This window comes from Serratia sp. CY47280 (assembly GCF_052168655.1).
In the GTDB taxonomy this organism is placed as follows: domain Bacteria; phylum Pseudomonadota; class Gammaproteobacteria; order Enterobacterales; family Enterobacteriaceae; genus Serratia; species Serratia bockelmannii.
In genome coordinates this window covers 83,655-102,908 of the sequence record NZ_JBJNMG010000008.1, presented here as the reverse complement: position 1 = coordinate 102,908, position 19,254 = coordinate 83,655, and the positions used below count along the sequence as shown (strand labels likewise).

General features: G+C 59.6%; 17 protein-coding genes. 6 read left to right on the top strand and 11 right to left on the bottom strand.

The window, feature by feature from the left end:
- Positions 1–39 precede the first annotated feature (39 nt).
- From iolE to iolD, 4 genes are read right to left on the bottom strand one after another with little or no spacing between them, the layout of a single operon-like run.
- Positions 40–936 (bottom strand): myo-inosose-2 dehydratase, encoded by an 897-nt coding sequence (gene iolE / locus ACJ8J4_RS22340; protein WP_019455194.1) that lies wholly within the window; start codon positions 934–936, stop codon positions 40–42.
- A gap of 59 nt (positions 937–995) precedes the next feature.
- The gene (locus ACJ8J4_RS22335) at positions 996–1,880 is read right to left on the bottom strand and encodes a sugar phosphate isomerase/epimerase family protein (RefSeq protein ID WP_049205585.1); all 885 of its coding nucleotides are present in this window, start codon (positions 1,878–1,880) and stop codon (positions 996–998) included.
- A 31-nt stretch (positions 1,881–1,911) separates the two neighbouring features.
- The gene (locus ACJ8J4_RS22330; RefSeq protein WP_197836486.1) at positions 1,912–2,934 is read right to left on the bottom strand and encodes a Gfo/Idh/MocA family protein; all 1,023 of its coding nucleotides are present in this window, start codon (positions 2,932–2,934) and stop codon (positions 1,912–1,914) included.
- Positions 2,935–2,975: 41 nt separating this feature from the next.
- Positions 2,976–4,916 (bottom strand): 3D-(3,5/4)-trihydroxycyclohexane-1,2-dione acylhydrolase (decyclizing), encoded by a 1,941-nt coding sequence (iolD, locus tag ACJ8J4_RS22325; RefSeq protein WP_197836487.1) that lies wholly within the window; start codon positions 4,914–4,916, stop codon positions 2,976–2,978.
- Between the two features lie 545 nt (positions 4,917–5,461).
- Between iolD and ACJ8J4_RS22320 the strand changes: the two genes are divergently transcribed.
- Positions 5,462–7,393, top strand: coding sequence for a bifunctional 5-dehydro-2-deoxygluconokinase/5-dehydro-2-deoxyphosphogluconate aldolase (locus ACJ8J4_RS22320; RefSeq protein WP_025304577.1), 1,932 nt, complete (start codon positions 5,462–5,464; stop codon positions 7,391–7,393).
- A gap of 203 nt (positions 7,394–7,596) precedes the next feature.
- A complete protein-coding gene (locus tag ACJ8J4_RS22315) occupies positions 7,597–8,433 on the top strand; it encodes a MurR/RpiR family transcriptional regulator (RefSeq protein ID WP_004930856.1) in 837 nt (278 codons plus the stop codon).
- Positions 8,434–8,471: 38 nt separating this feature from the next.
- Here ACJ8J4_RS22315 and iolB read toward each other — a convergent pair whose 3' ends face one another.
- A complete protein-coding gene (gene iolB, locus ACJ8J4_RS22310) occupies positions 8,472–9,293 on the bottom strand; it encodes a 5-deoxy-glucuronate isomerase (RefSeq protein WP_025304578.1) in 822 nt (273 codons plus the stop codon).
- A gap of 77 nt (positions 9,294–9,370) precedes the next feature.
- A complete protein-coding gene (locus ACJ8J4_RS22305; RefSeq protein WP_043138995.1) occupies positions 9,371–10,876 on the bottom strand; it encodes a CoA-acylating methylmalonate-semialdehyde dehydrogenase in 1,506 nt (501 codons plus the stop codon).
- 556 nt (positions 10,877–11,432) lie between these two features.
- Between ACJ8J4_RS22305 and ACJ8J4_RS22300 the strand changes: the two genes are divergently transcribed.
- Positions 11,433–12,875 carry a sugar porter family MFS transporter gene (locus tag ACJ8J4_RS22300; RefSeq protein ID WP_025304580.1) on the top strand — a complete coding sequence of 481 codons (1,443 nt, stop codon included), beginning with the start codon at positions 11,433–11,435 and terminating at the stop codon, positions 12,873–12,875.
- 31 nt (positions 12,876–12,906) lie between these two features.
- Positions 12,907–13,743: a TIM barrel protein gene (locus ACJ8J4_RS22295; protein ID WP_043139001.1), complete on the top strand. Its 837-nt coding sequence runs from the start codon at positions 12,907–12,909 to the stop codon at positions 13,741–13,743.
- Between the two features lie 35 nt (positions 13,744–13,778).
- Here ACJ8J4_RS22295 and fetB read toward each other — a convergent pair whose 3' ends face one another.
- The 5 genes from fetB to ACJ8J4_RS22270 form a co-directional block, all read right to left on the bottom strand.
- Positions 13,779–14,552 carry an iron efflux ABC transporter permease subunit FetB gene (gene fetB / locus ACJ8J4_RS22290; protein WP_025304582.1) on the bottom strand — a complete coding sequence of 258 codons (774 nt, stop codon included), beginning with the start codon at positions 14,550–14,552 and terminating at the stop codon, positions 13,779–13,781.
- Entirely contained in the window at positions 14,539–15,216 is a 678-nt protein-coding gene (gene fetA, locus ACJ8J4_RS22285; protein WP_004930881.1) for an iron efflux ABC transporter ATP-binding subunit FetA, read from the bottom strand. The genes fetB and fetA overlap by 14 nt, the downstream gene beginning before the upstream one ends.
- Positions 15,217–15,407: 191 nt before the next feature.
- Complete coding sequence (locus tag ACJ8J4_RS22280; RefSeq protein ID WP_004930885.1) at positions 15,408–15,695, bottom strand: FaeA/PapI family transcriptional regulator; 288 nt, start codon at positions 15,693–15,695, stop codon at positions 15,408–15,410.
- 37 nt (positions 15,696–15,732) lie between these two features.
- Positions 15,733–16,854, bottom strand: coding sequence for an FKBP-type peptidyl-prolyl cis-trans isomerase N-terminal domain-containing protein (locus tag ACJ8J4_RS22275; protein ID WP_235211372.1), 1,122 nt, complete (start codon positions 16,852–16,854; stop codon positions 15,733–15,735).
- A 29-nt stretch (positions 16,855–16,883) separates the two neighbouring features.
- The gene (locus tag ACJ8J4_RS22270; RefSeq protein WP_373275267.1) at positions 16,884–17,258 is read right to left on the bottom strand and encodes a hypothetical protein; all 375 of its coding nucleotides are present in this window, start codon (positions 17,256–17,258) and stop codon (positions 16,884–16,886) included.
- Positions 17,259–18,053: 795 nt separating this feature from the next.
- Here ACJ8J4_RS22270 and ACJ8J4_RS22265 point away from each other — a divergent pair.
- Together ACJ8J4_RS22265 and ACJ8J4_RS22260 are read left to right on the top strand one after the other, a co-directional pair.
- Complete coding sequence (locus ACJ8J4_RS22265) at positions 18,054–18,584, top strand: fimbrial protein (RefSeq protein ID WP_015379342.1); 531 nt, start codon at positions 18,054–18,056, stop codon at positions 18,582–18,584.
- Between the two features lie 91 nt (positions 18,585–18,675).
- Positions 18,676–19,227 carry a fimbrial protein gene (locus ACJ8J4_RS22260; protein ID WP_025304586.1) on the top strand — a complete coding sequence of 184 codons (552 nt, stop codon included), beginning with the start codon at positions 18,676–18,678 and terminating at the stop codon, positions 19,225–19,227.
- Positions 19,228–19,254: the final 27 nt, after the last annotated feature.

The window sequence follows — 19,254 nt, the reverse complement described above, 5'->3', positions numbered from 1 at the left end:
CGCTGGCAGCGCCCCTCGATCTTTATTCACCCTTACCGCTTAAATACCGGCGGTTTCCCGAATATAGCGGCGCGCTTTCACCGCATACTCGAACGGGTTGGCCAGCGCCGGATCCTGCTCGGCCTCCACCACCATCCATCCCTTGTAACCGCGCTCGTCCAGCAGCTTGAACACCGGCCTGAAGTCGATCACGCCATCACCCGGCACGGTGAAGGTGCCCTTCTTCACGCCATCGAGGAAGCTCAGCTTGTTGGCCTTCACTTCCGCCACCACCTCATCGCGCACGTCCTTCAGATGGACGTGGTTGATGCGCGGCAGATACTTCTCCAGGATCGCCATCATCGCCTGCTGGCTGCCTTCCGAATAGTAGGCGTGCCCGGTATCGAACAACAGGTAAACGTCGTCGTTGACCATGCTCATGTAGCGATCGATTTCGGCGGTAGTCTGAATGCCGGTACCCATGTGGTGGTGCAGACACACCTGCATGCCTTTGCCGGCGGCGATCTTCGCCAGCTCGTTGTAACCGTCGGCCACGCGCTGCCACTCTTCATCGCTGAAATACGGCTTCTCTTCGAACACGCCTTTGGTGGTGCCCTGAATGCTCTTGCTCTGCTCGGAGCAGCCAATCACCCTGGCGCCCATGGCATGCAGGAAATTCATGTGGTTGATAAATTCATCGATGGTTTTGTCTTTTTGGCCGTCGGCGAAAAAGGTGCTGAACCAGGCGTTGCAGATCTGAATGCCGCGAATATCCAGCATCGGTTTCAGCACCGCCGGATCGCGCGGGTATTTGCTGCCCACTTCGCTGCCGGTGAAACCGGCCAGCGCCATTTCGCTGACGCACTGCTGGAAGGTGTTTTCCTTGCCCAGATCGGGCATGTCGTCGTTGGTCCAGCCGATTGGCGCGATGGCCAATTTCACGTTGTCTTTATTCATGGTCTGCCTCGGTCCTTGGAGGGCCGCCGGTGCAAATGACGCCGGCGAGCCAAATAAGATTATTTGCCCAACAGCTCTCTTTCGATGCGCTCTCTGGTCGCCACCGCCTGGCTCGGCATCTTTTCCGGATAGCCGAACAGCGAGGTGCAGATGATCGATTCGCCGCCGGCCTTGAAGCTGCGGTTGGCAAATTCCATATCGCGCAGCGTCTGGAACAGGGCGTCGAAATTCACCTCACCTTCGCCGATGCCGACGTGCTGATGCACCGCGGCGTCAACGCCCGGCGGATTGACGATATAACGGCAATGCTTGGTGTGATTCATGGTGTCGGCAATCAGCACGTGGGAAAGATCGTCCCCGGCGTACTGCAACATGCCGGCCACATCGCCCTGCCCCTTGTCGTAGTAGAAGGTGTGCGGCACGCTGTAGAGGTATTTGACGTGGTCGCTGCGCAGCGATTTCACCAGATCGGCGGTTTCGTTACTCAGCTCGCAGAAGTCCCACGGGTGCGACTGGATCTCCATACGGATACCTTCACGCTCGATGATCGGCAGCAGCTCCTCCATCGAGCGATACCACAGCTCCTCGCAGATCTCCGGCTCGTTGGGGTTGCCGGCCAGTTCGGTGTTGATCACCTGCACGCCCATTTCCACCGCGATCTCGATCATCCGTCGCCAGTTTTTGACTGCCGCCTGGCGGCGATCTTCGCCCGGCCCGGACCAGCGATACACCACGATAAATGAGGAGATCTCCACGCCGGTCGCTTTCAGGGCGTTTTTATACTCCGCCATGATTTCGCGGCTGGCCTTCGGATGCTTGTAAAACGGGTTGATCTGCGGGTGCGGCGACTGCTCGATGTATTTATAGCCCCAGTCCGCCACCTGCTGAACCATTTTGGTCACGCCCAAATCCCGGATAACGTCGACATCAAAAGCGATCTTCATGGTCACTCCTCTGCAATCATGGGTACGGGGTTCAAGCCGATGGCTTGTTGTAAAACGCCGGGCGCGCCGGCAGGGTCACCGGTACGATCTCACCGCTGAGCTGGGCCGCCACACAGGCGTCGGCGGTCACCGCGGCGGCGTAGCCGTCCCAGGCGGAAGGCCCGGTCAACTGGCCCGCGGCCACGTCGTTGATGAACCCCTGCAGCTCGACGTCATAGGCGTCGATAAAGCGATCCTTCCAGTCGGTCAGGATTTCGGTCGACAGGCGGGCGCCGCTGCGCATCTGCACCGAGGACGGCTCCGGCAGTTTGGCAATGCCGGTTTCCCCCACCACTTCACACTGAATGTCGTAGCCGTACTGGCAGTTGACGAAAATTTCGACGTCGATGCGCGTACCCTTGGCGGTTTCGAACAACACAATCTGCGGATCTTTCAGATGCGGGAACGCCTTCGGGCTCTTGCGTGGGAACACCACCTGCACCGACACATAGTCGTCGTCGAGCAGCCAGCGCAACACGTCGATTTCGTGGATCAGGGTGTCGGTGATCGCCATATCGGTGGTGTAAGCCTCGCCAACCGTCGGGTTGCGGTGCGCGCAGTGCAACATCAGCGGCTCGCCAATCTGGCCGCTGGTCAGCACCTGTTTCAACGCCCGATAGCCCTGGTCATAGGGGCGCATAAAGCCGACCTGCACCAGCCGCTTGCCGTGCTTCGCTTCGGCATCGACGATGTTTTTGCAGCCCTGCGCGGTCACCGCCAGCGGCTTCTCGCAGAACACCGGTTTGCCGGCGGTGATGGCCGCCAGCACGAATTCTTCGTGGCTCGGCCCCCAGGAGGTGACCAGCACCGCCTGCACATCGGCGGCCTTGATCAGATCGTGGCCGTTGTCATACACCCGCGCATCCAGCTGCAGATCGCTCACCACCTTGGCGGCGTTGTCGCGATTGATGTCGTTCACCGCCACGACGCGGGCGCCCTGCAACACTTTGCTACAGCGACGGATATGATCGCGGCCGATGGCGCCGGTGCCGATAACCCCAATGTTCAATGTCATTTTCGCTACCCTCTGGAAAGTGTGTTGTGTTCGAAAACGAATCAGTAATCGCGCGCCTTATCGATGTTTTCCTGCAGCTTGCGCGCCACTTCGACGATTTTCTCGCTGTCGGCCACCTGAGCGCCGCCCACGCGCCACCAGCTGAGATACTTGTGCACCATGGTCTTCGGCAGCACCTTGATGTCGAGCAGCGTGGACACGGTCTGCCTGCGGGCGTCGGCCAGCGCGTCGAGCAGCTGCTGCTCGGTGGTGACGCGATAGGTTTTACAGCCGTAAGCCGCCGCCAGCATGGCGAAATCGACCGGCACCAGTTTGCCGTCGAGCTTGCCGCCCTCTGGATTGCGGAAGCGGAATTCGGTGGTGTAGCTGTCCATGCCGTGTTCCATCTGCAGGTTGTTGATGCAGCCGTTGGTCATGTTGTCGAACAGCACCACGTTGATCTTGCAGCCTTCCTGAATCGAGGTGACCAGTTCGGAATGCAGCATCATGAAGGCGCCGTCGCCCACCATCGCGTACACCTCGCGCTGCGGCTCGGCCAGCTTGACCCCCAATGCGGCGTTCACCTCGTACCCCATGCAGGAGTAGCCGTATTCCACGTGGTAACCGTGCTCGCCACGGTTGTGCCACACCCGCTGCAGATCGCCCGGCAGGCTGCCGGCGGCGGCGACGATCACGCTGTCCGGCGGCAGCTCGCGGTTCAGCACCCCCAGCACCCGGCTTTGCGTCATCGCCGAGTCGGTCTGAGCGATAAATTCGGCGAACACCCGCTCGCGATCGAGGTGATCGTCTATCTCCGGCACAAAGCCCGCGCCGCCGTATTCCACCGCGTAAACCCGCTCGGTCTCTTCACGCTGGGCAGCGCGCGCCGCGGCGATGGCGTCGCCCCAGCCGGCGCAGTACTCGGCCTGCGCCAACAGCGCGCCCAATGCGTTCAGGGCCTCGCGGGCGTCCGCCAGCACCTGCACGCCGTCGAGCTTGCCGGCGTCAAAGGCGCTGACGTTGATATTGAGGAAGCTGACGTCCGGGTGTTGGAACAGCCATTTGGACGAGGTGGTGAAATCGGTGTAACGGGTGCCGACGCCAATCACCAAATCGGCCTGTCGGGCCAGCGTGTTGGCCGCCAGGCAGCCGGTTTCGCCGATGCCGCCGAGGTTGAATTCATGGTCGCTTGGCACCGTGCCTTTGCCGGCCTGGGTCTCGGCGAACGGAATGCCAAAGCGCTCGGCGAATTCGCGCAGCGCCCGCCCGGCCTGCGAGTATTTCACGCCGCCGCCGCACACCAGCAGCGGTTTGCGTTTGGCCGTCAGCAGCGCCAACGCGTCCGCCAACATGCCGTCGGTCGCCGGACGGCGATCGAGCCGGTGCACGCGTTTTTGGAAGAAATAGTCGGGGTAGTCGTAGGCTTCCCCCTGCACGTCCTGCGGCAGACACAGCGTCACCGCGCCGGTTTCCGCCGGATCGGTCAACACGCGCATCGCATTGATGCAGGCGCTCATCAGCTGTTCCGGTCGCACGATGCGGTCCCAGTATTTGCTCACCGCGCGGAACGCGTCGTTGGTGCTGATGCTGAGATCGTAAGACTGTTCGATTTGCTGCAGCACCGGGTCCGGCTGGCGGGAAGCGTAAACGTCGCCCGGCAGCAGCAATAAAGGAATGCGGTTGGCGGTGGCGGTGGCCGCGGCGGTGATCATATTGGCGGCGCCGGGGCCGACCGATGAAGTGCAGGCGTAGATCTGCCGGCGCAGTTTTTGTTTGGCGAAGCCGATCGCCGCATGGGCCATCCCCTGCTCGTTGCGGCCCTGATGCACCCGCAGATCGCCGCTATCCTGTTCCAGCGCTTGCCCCAGCCCCAGCACGTTGCCGTGGCCGAAAATCGCGAAAATGCCCGCGACGAATTTGGTTTCCACCCCGTCGGCCAGCAGATACTGGTTATCGAGAAATCTGACGAGCGCCTGCGCCATGGTTAGCCTGATCTTGCCCATTTACTCACCCTTTAGATTGAGGGCCGCCCCGGAAAGGGCTCGCGCCGAGCCGACAATCCCGTGTTTGTATTACGCGGCGGCAGCTATTATCTTGAGCAGGCGATGCCCGCTGCTCACGAAGTCGACAACCTGAAACGTGAAGCGATTATAAACAAATATATTTTTCATAAAATCACATTACAGAAGAAACATTTCATTTTGCGATAAAGATCGCATATTACATGAAAAGCCCGTTTCATCTCGTGATTCAGCCTTTACTGGCTTAGCGCCGCGCACCGGCCGATAACAACCGTTACCACACGGGCTGACAGCCTTTTATCCTGATCTAATCCCCTTTTCTGCGCGCGCCCGGTCGCCGTCTTATGGCCGCTTCATCGGCTTTTCCCGTTCTCCTGTCGATGTTTTAAACGCATCACATTTTCGGGGTGTAAATTTCATTCTATATTGAAATTGAAATTTTCATTCCCCATACTATCCACATGCTTCCTGCAGGGCGCCACGCTCGGGCCGCCGCCGGAGTTTTGCTTAAACAGAAGGAAACGGGTATGGCTACACAAGAAAAACAGCTTGATGTCATTTGTCTCGGGCGCATCGCCGTCGATTTCTATGCTCAGCAGATCGGCGCGCGGCTGGAAGACGCCGGCACATTCGCCAAGTACCTCGGCGGATCTTCCGGCAACGTGGCCTACGGCACCGCCATTCAGGGGTTAAAATCCGGCATGCTGGCGCGCGTCGGCGATGAACACATGGGCCGCTTTCTGCGCGAAGAGCTGCAGCGCGTCGGGGCCGATACTCGCTGCCTGATCACCGACAAACGTCGGTTAACCGGCCTGGTGATCCTCGGCATCAAGGATCAGGAAACCTTCCCGCTGATCTTCTACCGCGAAAACTGCGCGGACATGGCGCTGACGCCCGACGACATCGACGAGGCCTACATTGCTTCCGCGCGCGCGCTGGCCATCACCGGCACGCACCTGTCGCACCCGAACACCCGCGCCGCGGTGCTGAAGGCGCTGGAATACGCGCGCCGCCACGGCCTGCGCACCGCGCTGGACATCGATTACCGCCCGGTGCTGTGGGGGTTGACGTCGCTGGGCGACGGCGAAACCCGCTTTGTGGAATCGGATCAGGTAACGCGCGAGCTACAAGAGGTGCTGCACCATTTCGATCTGATCGTCGGCACCGAAGAGGAATTTCATATCGCCGGCGGCAGCACCGACACGCTGACGGCGCTGAAAAACGTGCGCCGGGCCACGGCGGCCACGCTGGTGTGCAAGCGCGGCGCCCAGGGCTGTTCGGTGTTCGAAGATGACATCGCCGACGACTGGGAACAGGTGAAGCTGCACGCTGGTGTGCGAGTGGAGGTGCTGAACGTGCTGGGAGCCGGCGACGCCTTTATGTCCGGCCTGCTGCGCGGCTACCTGAACGATGAGGGCTGGGATCAGGCCTGCCGCTACGCCAACGCCTGCGGCGCATTGGTGGTCTCGCGTCACGGCTGCGCCCCGGCCATGCCGACCAAACGGGAGCTGGATGACTATCTGCAGCGTGAACAACAGGTCACGCGCCCGGACCGCGACGCACGCCTGAATCACCTGCACCGGGTCACCACCCGCAAGCAACAGTGGCCGGAATTGTGCGTATTCGCCTTCGATCACCGCAAGCAGCTGGCGGACATGGCGCGCGAAGCCGGCGTCAGCGAGGAACGCATTCCGCGCCTGAAAACCCTGCTGTTAACGGCGGCGCAACAGGCTGCCGCGCAGGCCGGCCTCAACGGCAACAGCGGCATTCTGGCCGACACCACCTACGGGCAGGCGGCGCTGAACGAAATCACCGGTCAGGGATGGTGGATTGGCCGGCCGGTGGAGCTGCCCAGCTCGCGCCCGCTGCGCCTGGAGCACGGCAACATCGGTTCGCAATTGATCGACTGGCCGCAGGAGCACGTGGTGAAGTGCCTGGTGTTTTATCATCCGCACGACGCGGCAGAACTGCGCCGCGAACAGGATGAGCTGATCGCCGACGTCTACCGCGGCTGCTGCAAATCCGGCCATGAGCTGCTGCTGGAAGTGATCCTGCCGGACGGCAACGCCGACAAGGACGAGCGCTATTACCTGGAGATGATTGAACACTTCTACCGGTTGGGCATTCAGCCGGACTGGTGGAAACTGCCGCCGCTGAGCGCGGAAAACTGGCAGCAGGTCGGCGCGCTGATCGACGCCTACGATCCCGACTGCCGCGGCGTGCTGATCCTGGGGCTCGACTCCCCAGAGGCGGTGCTGAAGGCGGGCTTTGCCGCCGCCGCAGATGCGCGCTGGGTGAAAGGTTTCGCCGTCGGCCGCACTATTTTCGGCCAACCTTCGCGCCGCTGGCTGCAGGGGGAAATCGACGACGCGGCCCTGATCGAGCAGGTGAAACAAAAATACCTGACGCTGATCGGTTTCTGGCGCCAGTACCGTCCACAGGCGGGTGGCACGCACTGACAGCGAGAGCAGGTTCACGTCCCCTTAAGGCCATTTCGCCGCTTTAAGGGGATTTTTTTGCCCATTTTCTGTGAAGTCGCGCAATGTGCGATCGAATAAATCGCTTTTTGAGGAAATGAAATTTCCGCTCCGTCTGTTAAAATACCCTGTCAATATTTCAGGCGTCAGGCCAATGCGCCTTCACCCCACTGCGAGCCGAATGGATGAACAACCCAACTCAACTTTCGCTGTTACAGGACGAGATCCGCCACCGTTATGAAACGCTGAGCAAGCGTTTGAAGCAGGTGGCGCGCTATATTTTGGATAACAGTAACAGCATCGCTTTCGATACCGTTGCCTCCATCGCCGCACAGGCCAGCGTGCCGCCTTCCACCCTGATCCGTTTCGCCAACGCCTTCGGTTTCAGCGGCTTCAACGAAATGAAGCAGGTGTTCCGTCAGCATCTGATGGAAGAGACGGTGAACTATACCGAGCGCGCGCGCCTGTTCCGCCAAACCTCCACCGACGACAACGTCGCGCCAGAGAAGCCGGCGGAGATTCTCAACGTATTCACCATGGTCAACGCGCAGGCGCTGCAGCAGCTGGCGATGCAGATCGCTCCCGAGCAGCTGGATCGCGCCGTCGAGCTGCTCAACAACGCTGAAAACATCTACGTGATCGGCCTGCGCCGCTCGTTCAGCGTCGCTTCCTACCTCACCTATGCGCTGCGCCATCTGGAGCGCCGCGCGTTTCTGATCGACGGCCTGGGCGGGATGTTCACCGAACAGCTGAGCATGGTGAAACCGAAGGACGTGGTGATCGCCATCAGCTATTCGCCATACGCCCGCGAGGCGGTGGAACTGGTGGAATTGGGCGCCAAGCGCGGCGCGCAGCAGATCGCCATCACCGACAGCCAGGTCAGCCCGCTGGCCGCCTTCAGCGACGTCTGTTTCGTGGTGCGCGAAGCGCAGGTGGACGGGTTCCGCTCGCAGGTGGCTTCGATGTGCCTGGCTCAGACGCTGGCGGTCTCGCTGGCGCTGAATAACGCCCGGGACGAGTAAGGCTGACAAAAAAGCCCGGCAAGCCGGGCCTCAGGCGCTTATTGCGCGGCGGGATAGCCGTCGCCGTTAATCCAAGCGTGGTCTTTTTCCCAGGTGAATTTCCACTGCCGCACCGGCCCGGCCATCACGTTGAGGTAATAGTTGTCGTAACCCGCCAGGGTCGCCACCGGGTGATAACCGCGCGGCACTTTCACCACGTCACGATTGTAGACCGGCATGCACTCATCGAGCGTGCGATCGTCGGTATAGACGCGCTGCATGCAGAACCCCTGCTCCGGCTGTATGCGGTGATAGTACGTCTCTTCGAGATAGGTTTCGTGCGGTGAGTCTTCTTGATCGTGCTTGTGGCTCGGGTAGGAGCTGGTATTGCCCTCGTCGGTGTAAACCTCCACCACCAGTAGACTGTCGGCCGGCTCACTGTCCGGCAGAATGTTATGCACCAACCGCTGGTTACGCCCCTTGCCGCGCCGCTCCACGCCGATATCCGCCGGCGTAATCAGCCGTGAAGGCAGGTGGCCGCTGCCGGGTGCGCTGCACACCGCCAGCTCCAGATCGGTTTCTGCCCGCACGTCGATGCGATCGTGGTGCGGCACATACACCGCGTAAGGCGGCGTACGTTCGAACGGGCTCATGCGTTTACCGATATGCGGGTATTCGGCGCGCAGCGTGGCGACGGAGGCGATACCGGCAACCAGCACCAGGCACAGTTCCTGGTCGCCGCACTCAAGCTGCAGCGACTGCCCGGCGGCCAGGCGGTAAACGTCAAAGCCGACATAGCGCCAACCGGCATTTTCCGGCGTCACGTGCTGAATACGCCCCTCGGCATTCGGCGTCTGACATTTGGCAAGCAGTGAAGACATCTCGATTCTCCTGTTAATGACCCGTGCAAAGGCCGCTGCCCCGAAGGAGCAACGGCCTGGCCTGAATATGACAGCGCTTAACCCAGCGTCGGCATGCTGAATTCGGACACCGTCTGCTGCCCGGCCGGCCAGCGTGCGGTGGCGGTCTTCATGCGCGTGTAGAAGCGCACGCCGTCGGTGCCGTGCACGTTCAACGCGCCGAACACCGAGCGCTTCCAGCCGCCGAAGCTGTGGAACGCCATCGGCACCGGCACCGGCACGTTGACGCCGACCATCCCGGCCTGCACTTCCTGCACGAACTGACGCGCGTAGTGGCCGCTGCCGGTAAAGATGGCGCTGCCGTTGCCAAACTCATGGCCGTTGACCGTGTCGATGGCGGTGCGATAATCCGGCACCCGCACGATGCCCAGCACTGGCCCGAAGATCTCTTCGCGGTAGATGCGCATATTCGGCTTCACATGGTCGAACAGCGTGCCGCCGACGTAGTAGCCTTCAGGGTAGCCCGGCACCTGATAATTGCGGCCGTCGGCCACCAGGGTTGCGCCTTCTTCCTCGCCCAGATCGATGTAGCCCAGCACCTTTTTCTGGTGGGCAGACGACACCAGCGGCCCCATTTCATTCTCTTCGCCACCCTGCTGCAAGCCCGGCCCGACGCGCAGCTGCGCGATCAGCGGCTTCAGTTTGGCGATCAGTTTGTCGGCGGTATCGTCACCGACCACCACGGCGATCGGCAGCGCCATGCAACGCTCACCGGCGGAGCCGAACGCGCCGCCCATCAACGCGTTGACCGTGGCGTCCAGATCGGCGTCCGGCATGACGATCGCCTGGTTTTTCGCCGCGCCGAAGGCCTGTACCCGCTTGCCGTGCGCGCTGGCAGTGGTATAGATATGTTCCGCCACGGTGGAGGAACCGACGAAGCTCACCGCCTGAATGCGCGGATCGGTGCACAGCTGCGCCGCATCTTCATTGGCGCAGTGCACCACGTTGAACACGCCGTCCGGCAGGCCGGCTTCTTTCAGCAGCTCCGCCAGGCGCACCGAGGCCGAAGGCACCAGCGCCGGCGGCTTGAGGATAAAGGTGTTGCCGCAGGCCAGTGCGATGGGGAACATCCACATCGGCACCATCGCCGGGAAGTTGAACGGGGTAATGCCCGCCACCACACCCAGCGGCTGCATCAGCGAGAAGCTGTCGACGCCGCTGCCGACGTCCGGCGAATACTCTCCCTTGATCAGATGCGGGATACCGCAGGCGAATTCGACCACTTCCATGCCGCGCGTCAGTTCGCCCAGCGCATCCGAATACACTTTGCCGTGCTCGCTGACGATAAGCTCGGCCAGCTCGTCGCGGTGTTGTTCCAACAGCGCCTTGAAATTGAACATGATGCGCGCACGGCGCAGCGGCGTGGTGCGCGACCAGTCGGCGAACGCCCGATGCGCCACGTCGATGGCCTGTTTGACTTCGGCGGCGGTGCTCTGCGTGACGCGCCGCTCAACCTGCCCGCTGGCTGGGTTGTGCACGTCGATGGTTTGATTGCTGCTGCTCAGGCACACCTGCCCGTCAATAAAATTACCCACGGTTTTCATGTCACGCCCTCTTTTCAAGTCCGCTGTCGCCAGGCCACTCACAGGCGGCGCGGCGTTAATCGTCCCGCTCGCCAAACTCCGTCGGCAAGCCGGCTAAATCCTGACCGGATGCAGCAAACTCTATTTCATTGAAAAAAAAGTTTCAAATAAATTGTTTTGAAAAATTTGTTTTTAGTGCGTGAGGTCGCAATTTTGCGGTGTCGATCGGATTGGCGCTTTCATTGCCGTGCCAGGGAAAGCACAACAGCGGCGGAGAAAACAGAGCTAATACACACTGACTTTGCTACAGAAAACCCGCACTGAGCCTGCTCTGCCGTCGTTACCGTCCGCCCCCGAACGCCCAAGGCGCCTGGCGCAGAGGTGACGGTTTTTTTTGAACTGGATCTAAAAATCAATATTCCATTATTCACTAATTATGAAATAAATGTTCTTGTTTGTTCCAGCATTTATCGACGACATCGCCTTGATGACAGGCACGGTTCACACCCTTCCGCTCGCCCTCTTCCCGACACCCCGACCGTGCGGACGGAAGCCAGGATAAAAATCGGAGCAACACATGTCATATCAGCGTAAGCACAATACCGGCTACATATTGCGAATTTGCGGCATCGCCGCCCTGGGCGGCATTCTGTTCGGCTACGATACCGCCGTGATCTCCGGCGCGATCGAAGCGTTGAAAACCTATTTCGATCTCAGCCCGGCCGAAACCGGTTGGGCCGTCTCCAACGTGGTGATCGGCTGCGTGGTCGGCGCCTTCGCCGCCGGGCCGCTGGCGGCGCGCTGGGGCCGCAAAAAGGCGCTGATGCTGGCGGCGCTGCTGTTCACCGTGTCCGCCGTCGGCGCCGCATTGGCCCCGACCTTCACCTGGTTCGTCATCTACCGCATCATCGGCGGGCTGGCGGTCGGCATTGCCGCCACCGTGTCGCCGATGTACATGTCGGAGGTGTCGCCGAAAGACATGCGCGGGCGGGCGCTCAGCATGCAGCAATTCGCCATCGTCTTTGGCCAGATCGTGATTTTCTACGTCAACTTCAAAATCGCCAGCATCGCCAGCGAAGCCTGGCTGGTGGAAATGGGCTGGCGCTGGATGTTCGCCTCGGGCGTGATCCCCTGCATTCTGTTCTGCATCCTGGTGTTCGTCATTCCTGAATCGCCGCGCTGGAACGTGATGATGGGCCGCGACGATCAGGCGCTGGCGATGTTGACCAAGGTCTCCAACGCCGCCCACGCGCAGAATCTGCTGAAAGAAATCAAAGACTCGCTGCAGCAGGATCAACAGCAGCAGCACCGGAAGCTGAACTACGGCGATGTGCGGGTGCGGTTTATCCTGTTCGTCGGCTGCATGATCGCCATGTTACAGCAGGTCACCGGCGTCAACGTGATGATGTACTACGCGCCGGTGGTGCTGAAAACCGTCACCGAAAACGCGCAGGAAGCGCTGTTCCAGACCATCTGGATCGGCGTGCTGCAGCTGGTCGGTTCGGTCATCGGCGCCATGCTGATGGATCGCATGGGCCGCATTCCGCTGATGCGTTACGGCACGCTGGGCGCCATCGCCGGCCTGCTGCTCACCTCGTACGCGCTCTACACCCAGGCCACCGGCTATTTCGCGCTGTTCGGCATGCTGTTCTTCATGGTGTTCTATGCGCTGTCCTGGGGCGTCGGCGCCTGGGTGCTGGTGTCGGAAATCTTCCCGAACCGCATGCGCGCGCAGGGGATGAGCATCGCCGTCGGCTGCATGTGGGTCGCCAACTTCGCGGTGTCGCAGTCGTTCCCGATGATCAACGACCACCCTTACCTGTTCTCGCATTTCCACGGCGCCTTCCCGATGTGGATCTTCGCCGCCTGCTGTCTGTTCAGCTACTGGTTTATCGGCCGCTATATTCCGGAAACCAAAGGCGTCTCACTGGAAAAAATGGAGCAGGTGGTGATGGCCAAACGCCACCGCCAATCCCTGCCCGACGGCAAGCCGCTGCCGCTGGAAAACGGCAAATCCTGATCTCTCAACCCTGACCGCTGGAGTCATGCCCATGAACATTGCGCTGGACCGCTTCTGCATTAACCGCAAGATCGCGCCGAATCTCAATCTGGACCATTTTTTCCGCCTGGTGAAACGCTGCGGGCTCAGCAAAGTTGAGCTGCGCAACGACATGCCCAGCGGCAAGGTGACCGACGATCTGAGCGACGCGCAGCTCAACGCGCTCGCCGCGCAATACGGCATTGAAATCGTCACGATCAACGCCCTCGGCATGTTCAATCTGATGGATGACCCGGCGGCGCTGCAGCAGCGCGCCGAAGCGTTGCTGGCGCAGGCGCAGGCCATCCACAGCCGGGCGCTGGTGCTGTGCCCGCACTGCAGCGCCGACGACACGCGCAGCGAGCAGCAAAAACGCGACGACACCCTCGCCGCGTTGCGGCTGCTGGCACCGCTGTTTGCGCGCTATGGCGTACAGGGATACGTCGAACCGTTGGGCTTCGGCATCAGCTCGTTGCGATCGTCGCTGCTGACCCAGGCGCTCATCCGCGACTCGGGCGCGCCGTACCGTATCGTGCTCGATACGTTCCACCACTATCTGAGCGGCGTGACGCAAGCCGACTTCGACGCGCAGATCCAGGTGGCGCAGATCGGCCTGGTGCATCTGTCCGGCGTGGAGGACGGGCGGGATAAAGGCACGTTGAGCGACGAAGAGCGCATTATGCTGAGCGAGGGCGATCGGCTGGAGAGCGGCCGCCAGGTACAGAACCTCGAACGCCTGGGCTACACCGGCGTCTATGCCTTCGAGCCCTTCTCTTCACAACTGGACAGCTGGAGCGAGGCGGATATCGAACGGGAAATCCGCCAGAGCATCGCCCTGCTGCAAGGGTAAAAAAACGGCCTCCGCGGAGGCCGTTTTTCATGGCGTTACTTCAGGTTGCCGACCACCAGCTGGTGGCGCTCGTTGTAAAACTTACGGTAGGCCAAATAGCAGGCGATGATGGTTGACAGGCTGGCAGTAGAAAGCAGCATGAAGGTCACCATAATCTGGTATTTGATCGCTTTCACCGGATCGATACCGGCAAAGATCAGCCCGGACATCATGCCCGGCAAGCTGACCAGCCCAACGGTTTTCGCCGAGTCCACGGTCGGGATCAGCGAAGCGCGGATGCTGTCGCGGATCAGCGCCGCCGACGCGAACTTGGGCGTAGCCCCCAGGCTGAGCATCTCCTGAATCTTCTGCTGCTCGCCTTTGAAACGCTGGCCGAGGTTGGTGTAGCACAGCCCCACCGCCACCATGGCGTTACCGGCGATCATCCCGGAGATGGGGATCACCTGCATCGGTGTAAATTCGATGGAGCCGGTCAATACCAGCACCGCCAGCGTCAGCACCGCGCCGGTGGTAATGGCGATAAACGACGTCACGAACGCGTGTTCGATGTACTTGCTGCGTTTCTTGGCGTTGTAGGCCGCGTTAAAGCAGATGAACAGCACCATCAACACGGTGAGAACGGCGTTATCCAGGTCGAAAATATACTTCAGCACGTAGCCGACGATGATCAGCTGCACCACCGCGCGGCAGATGCTCCAGATAATGTCCTTTTCCAGCGCCAGTTTTTCCCGGTGGCTGATCAGGATGGCGACCACCACCAGCACCATCGACAAGCCCAAGGATTCGTTGGTGATGTTATGCTGATTCATGCTGTTGCTCCTGTTGCTCGGCGCCATGCGCGCGCAGGGTGATCACCTCGTCCGCATGCGCTATCTCTTCGGTATCGTGCGTCACCCACAGCACCGCCAGCCGGTGTTCCGCCACCAGTTGATGCACTATTTCGTTGACGTTGCGCTTATTTTCCTCGTCCAACGCGCTGGTGATCTCATCGAGCAACAGCACCCGCGGCATAAACTGCAGGTTGCGGATCAGGGACACGCGCTGCTTCTCCCCGCCGGACAGTTCATTGATGCTTTTGGTCAGCATCGCCTCTGGCAGCCCGAAACGCGCCAGATCGGCCTTCATTTTTCGCTCGGCTGGCGGTTCCTGGCGGATCTGGTAAGGCAGCGCCAGATTGTCGTAAACCGTATTGCCGAACAGTGACGGCGTCTGGAAGCAGTAAGAGACCTGCTTGCGATACGCCTCCGGCGACATCTCGTCGATCGCCTGGCCGTCGAAATAGAGCTTTCCGCTGGTCGGATCCATTAAGGAAGAGATGATTTTCAGCAGGGTGCTTTTCCCGCAGCCGGAAGGCCCGGTGATCAGTTTGAACTCGCCTTCACCCAGCGTGAAAGAGACGGAATCCAGGATCACCTGGCTGTCTATTTGATAATGAATATCATCCAATCTCAGTATGTCTTTCTTTTCCTTCATTACGATGCCGGCTCCCTACACCTGTTCCCGTCTGAGCGATAAGTATATGGCCGCAAAAAACATCTTAGCAATGGCTGTGCGGATGGCAGTGAACGAAGAGGGAGGATTGACGGAGCGAAACGCCCCGTCAAATGATAAATTTAATTAATGATTAGCTGTGGGAATAGTCAAAAGCGACCACCAGGGTCGAATCACTCTTTTTTTATCGCTGCCTGTTCGTCGCAGCTGTACCAACGGAGAGAATTGTTGATGCTGCGGTGGGTGCAGTGAACCTTGCCCTCCTTTTCCAGCGCCAGCAGCAGGGTGCGGGTGGTATAAATATTTTCGCCGCATTTATCCGCCAACTCGCGCGTCTTCGGCCACTGTTCCGGCGGGGGATGATGGCCCCCGGATCCTTCCACACGCTCCCTGCACAACCCTTGCAACACATTCAGCATCAGCGATTTTCTGCTTTCAAACGTTTTCGGCGCCTTGGCCATAGCATTCCTCCTGAGTGGTTACTGCTGAGCACCCCGCTCACGGCTGCACGTCAGCGATGCGCAGGGTGTAAATCATGGTGGCATTCGGGGGGATCGCCGGCGGGCTGCCCTGTTTGCCGTACGCCAGCGCCGGCGGCACCACCAGCGTGATCGAGCCGTGGCGCTGCAGCTTCTCGATAGCGGCGCGAAACAGCGGCGGATAGCGCGTCAACGGCTGCGAGATCACCGTCCCCGCCAGCTCCATGTCTTTGACCACCCGCCCGTCGGTCAGGCTTTCGCGCACCACGATATCTACCCGATCGTCGGCGCCGATCGCCCCGCTGCCGGCATAGTCCACCCGGTAGTAGAAACCGAGCGCATCCTGCTTGACGCCCTCCTGACGGGTAAAAGCGGCCAGATAGTCTTTACCGTCCAGAGGCGGAGCCTGCGTCTGCTGCGCCTGCTGCAAGCGCTGATGCGCCGTGCGCAGCGCGCTGTCGATGGCGGCCTCATCCAGCCGCAACCGCCCGGCCAGGGTATCGGCGATGCCCGCCAACAACAGCGGACTCTCCGCCTCCAGCCCCGCGCGCCGGTTCTCCTGCTGCAGATGCAGAATGTCGCGCCCGAGCGACACGCCGGCGGCATATGCCAGCTTGTCCGCCTCACTGGCCAGCACGGGTGGCTTGGCCGCCTGCTGCCGTTCGGCCAGCAAGGTCTCTACCCGCTGCTGCTGCTGTGCCAGTTGCGCCGCCAAACTTGCGCTGCGCTGTTCGGCCCGCGTGAGCGAAGCGGCCAATGCGCCCACCTCTGGCACCGGCGCAACGGCTTGCCGCAATCCCTTCAGGGCATCGGCCAGCGGCCGAATATCGACGACGACCCGCTCCCGTTTCGCCGCCGCCGCGGCCTGAGCCGCCGCCAACTGCCGCTCCAACTGACGGATTTTCTCCGCCTGTTGTTGCAAAGACTGCTTCAGCGACGTTAAACGAACGCTGTCTGCCCCGACGATGGCGGCCGGTTTGGTGGCCGGTTTGGTGACCGGTGCGGGCGCCGATTTACGCACTGTTTCTTCCCTGGGCGCGGCCGGTGGTGCCTGCCGTTGTTCGGCAAACTTCAACAGCGCGGGAATGCCGTCATCGGCGGCGCAAGCGGCCCCGCTCGCCGCTAACAGCAAAAGAACCATCGCCCATCCCTGCGCGCATCGCTTCATGGCTACAGATTCTCAACCCGGCTGGACAGATCGGACATCAGCTCATGCTCGACGTCGGCGCAGAATTTCTCGGTTTTATATTGATAAAGAGCATCTATCGCTTTACGGGTACTCTCATCCACGTTGCCGCGTACCCCGGCATATCCGGAGGCGTTGGAAAGAAGGCCGTTAAAATAGGCGATGCGTTTTTGGTAACTTTGCGGATTAATATTCTTTAATGAATTAACCCGTTGCTGACAAAGTGCGATGCGTTGCTCATCGGATTTATCATTAGGATTATTCTGTGAGATTTTTTTCACGGAATTCAGTTTTGTCTTGCTCCCGCCCGCACAGCCAGAAAGCGCCATAAAAGACAGCAGAAATATAGCCAAACCCATCCAGCGGCGCCCGCTGCAAGCATTAATCATCGTTATCATTCCGTTTATAATCCTTTAATTGTCACTTAGGTCATCATTATGTGGCGAACGGCAGCAGCACATGCCTTAATTTGATTAATCAAAATGGGTTAGGCGGTGAAAAATCCCTATACCGCAATGCGATAGGATAATTCACTACCGGTGTAATTGTTATTTAATTGTTAATCAATTAGGCTTAAACGCGAACTAAACGCGAATAAGAAACCCAATCTCTCGTGAACAAAAAACCATGAAACAACAATAAAAACAATGAATTATGTTTTATATTTTGTTTCTAAAGGGAAATGCATCATCTGCTGCCTAAGGGCGATATTAGCAAAACAATATTGTGAATTGTAGGTATCACCCTATTTCCCCCGATCTAATATCTCGCATATCGTTATTTATATAGTGATTTATACTGGATAATATTTGTATACGATCTATTGATTTTAAAGCAAATATGTTTCTTTTTCCTTTTGGTTTTATATTCTGAATTTGACTTAATTTAATAAAATCTATTTCCAAGCAATACTATTATTTGCAAGAATATTCCCAGCAACACGCCACACGTAAAACTCGTATTTTATTTACCAGAAAATCCATTGTCGATTTTCCAAATCTCGTTATTTCTCATAAATAACGGATGTCGGCGTATTGCCCAGAGCAAAAGGATCTGGCTCCAACCGCACGGACGGCGACATGGCGTTGCCGCCGCCGCGGGGGATTTAGATGTGCTGTTCTTTTATTTAAAAACTCTCTACAGGAACCTGAGAAATGAAACTGAATAAATTAATGCTGGCAACCGTGATTGCTTTCGCTTCCGCCTCTGTTGCTCATGCCGCATCTAATCAGGGCAGCGGTAAAGTCACCTTTACCGGCGAAATTATCGATGCGCCATGCAGCGTCGCGCCGGAATCCGTTGACCAAACCGTGCCGATGGGCCAGATCAGCAGCCGCATCCTGGCCAACCAGGGTAAATCCAGCATGCAGCCTTTCAACATCGAACTGAAAGATTGCTCCATCTCCACCATGAAAAACGTCAAAGTGACCTTTACCGGCACGCCTGATCCGGTCAACAACAAACTGCTGGCCCTGAGCGGCACGGCAACCGGCGCCGGCATCGTGATCTACGACAACCTGCACTCCAAAGAAGTGGAACTGGGCACCGCAACCGACGGTCAGGGTCTGAACGACGGCGACAACTCGCTGAAATTCGCCGCTTACCTGCAGGGCAGCAGCGCCTCAAGCGCCGTGGTACCAGGCGACTTCACCAGCGTGGCGAACTTCACCCTGGCTTACCTGTAATACCCCACAGGGGATGTCTCAGGGCATCCCCCGCTTTATTGCATGCCGCGGATACCGGCAAGGGAACAGGGAAAGACAGGGAGACGCCAGCATGACTATCCGCCTTTGCGGCCTGTTGCTCATCGCGCTCAGCGTCGGCAGCGCGGCGGCGGCAGCGAAAAATCAGGGCCACGGCAAAGTCAGCCTGGGCGGCACCATCGTTGAAACGCCGTGCGGCATCGCCAGCGACAGCCTGGATCAAACCGTCGATTTCGGTCTGATTTCCATGACCGACGCCTCGCAGGACGGGCAATCGGTGCTGATCGGCAGCCGCCGCCATTTCACGATCAAACTGGTGAACTGCGAGCTGGCCAGTCAGGTGAAACCTGACTTCATCTATCGCGCGGCCAACGTCACGTTCGACGGCACCGCCGACAGCGGGGATCCTTCCCTGCTCGGCGTTTACGGCGAGGCGCAGGGCGTGGCTATCGAGCTGTTGACCGATGCCGGCACCCCAATCCCGCTCGGCAGCACGACGGCGGATTACCAGATCGTCGCCGGCGACAACACGCTGCGCTTTGGCGCGCAGTTGCGCCTGCATCCTGACAAGGCGCGGGCAGGCGGCTTCAGCTCTCTGGCCAAATTCACCCTGTCTTATCTCTAGCGCCGGCGGGCGCTGCACAGCATTACG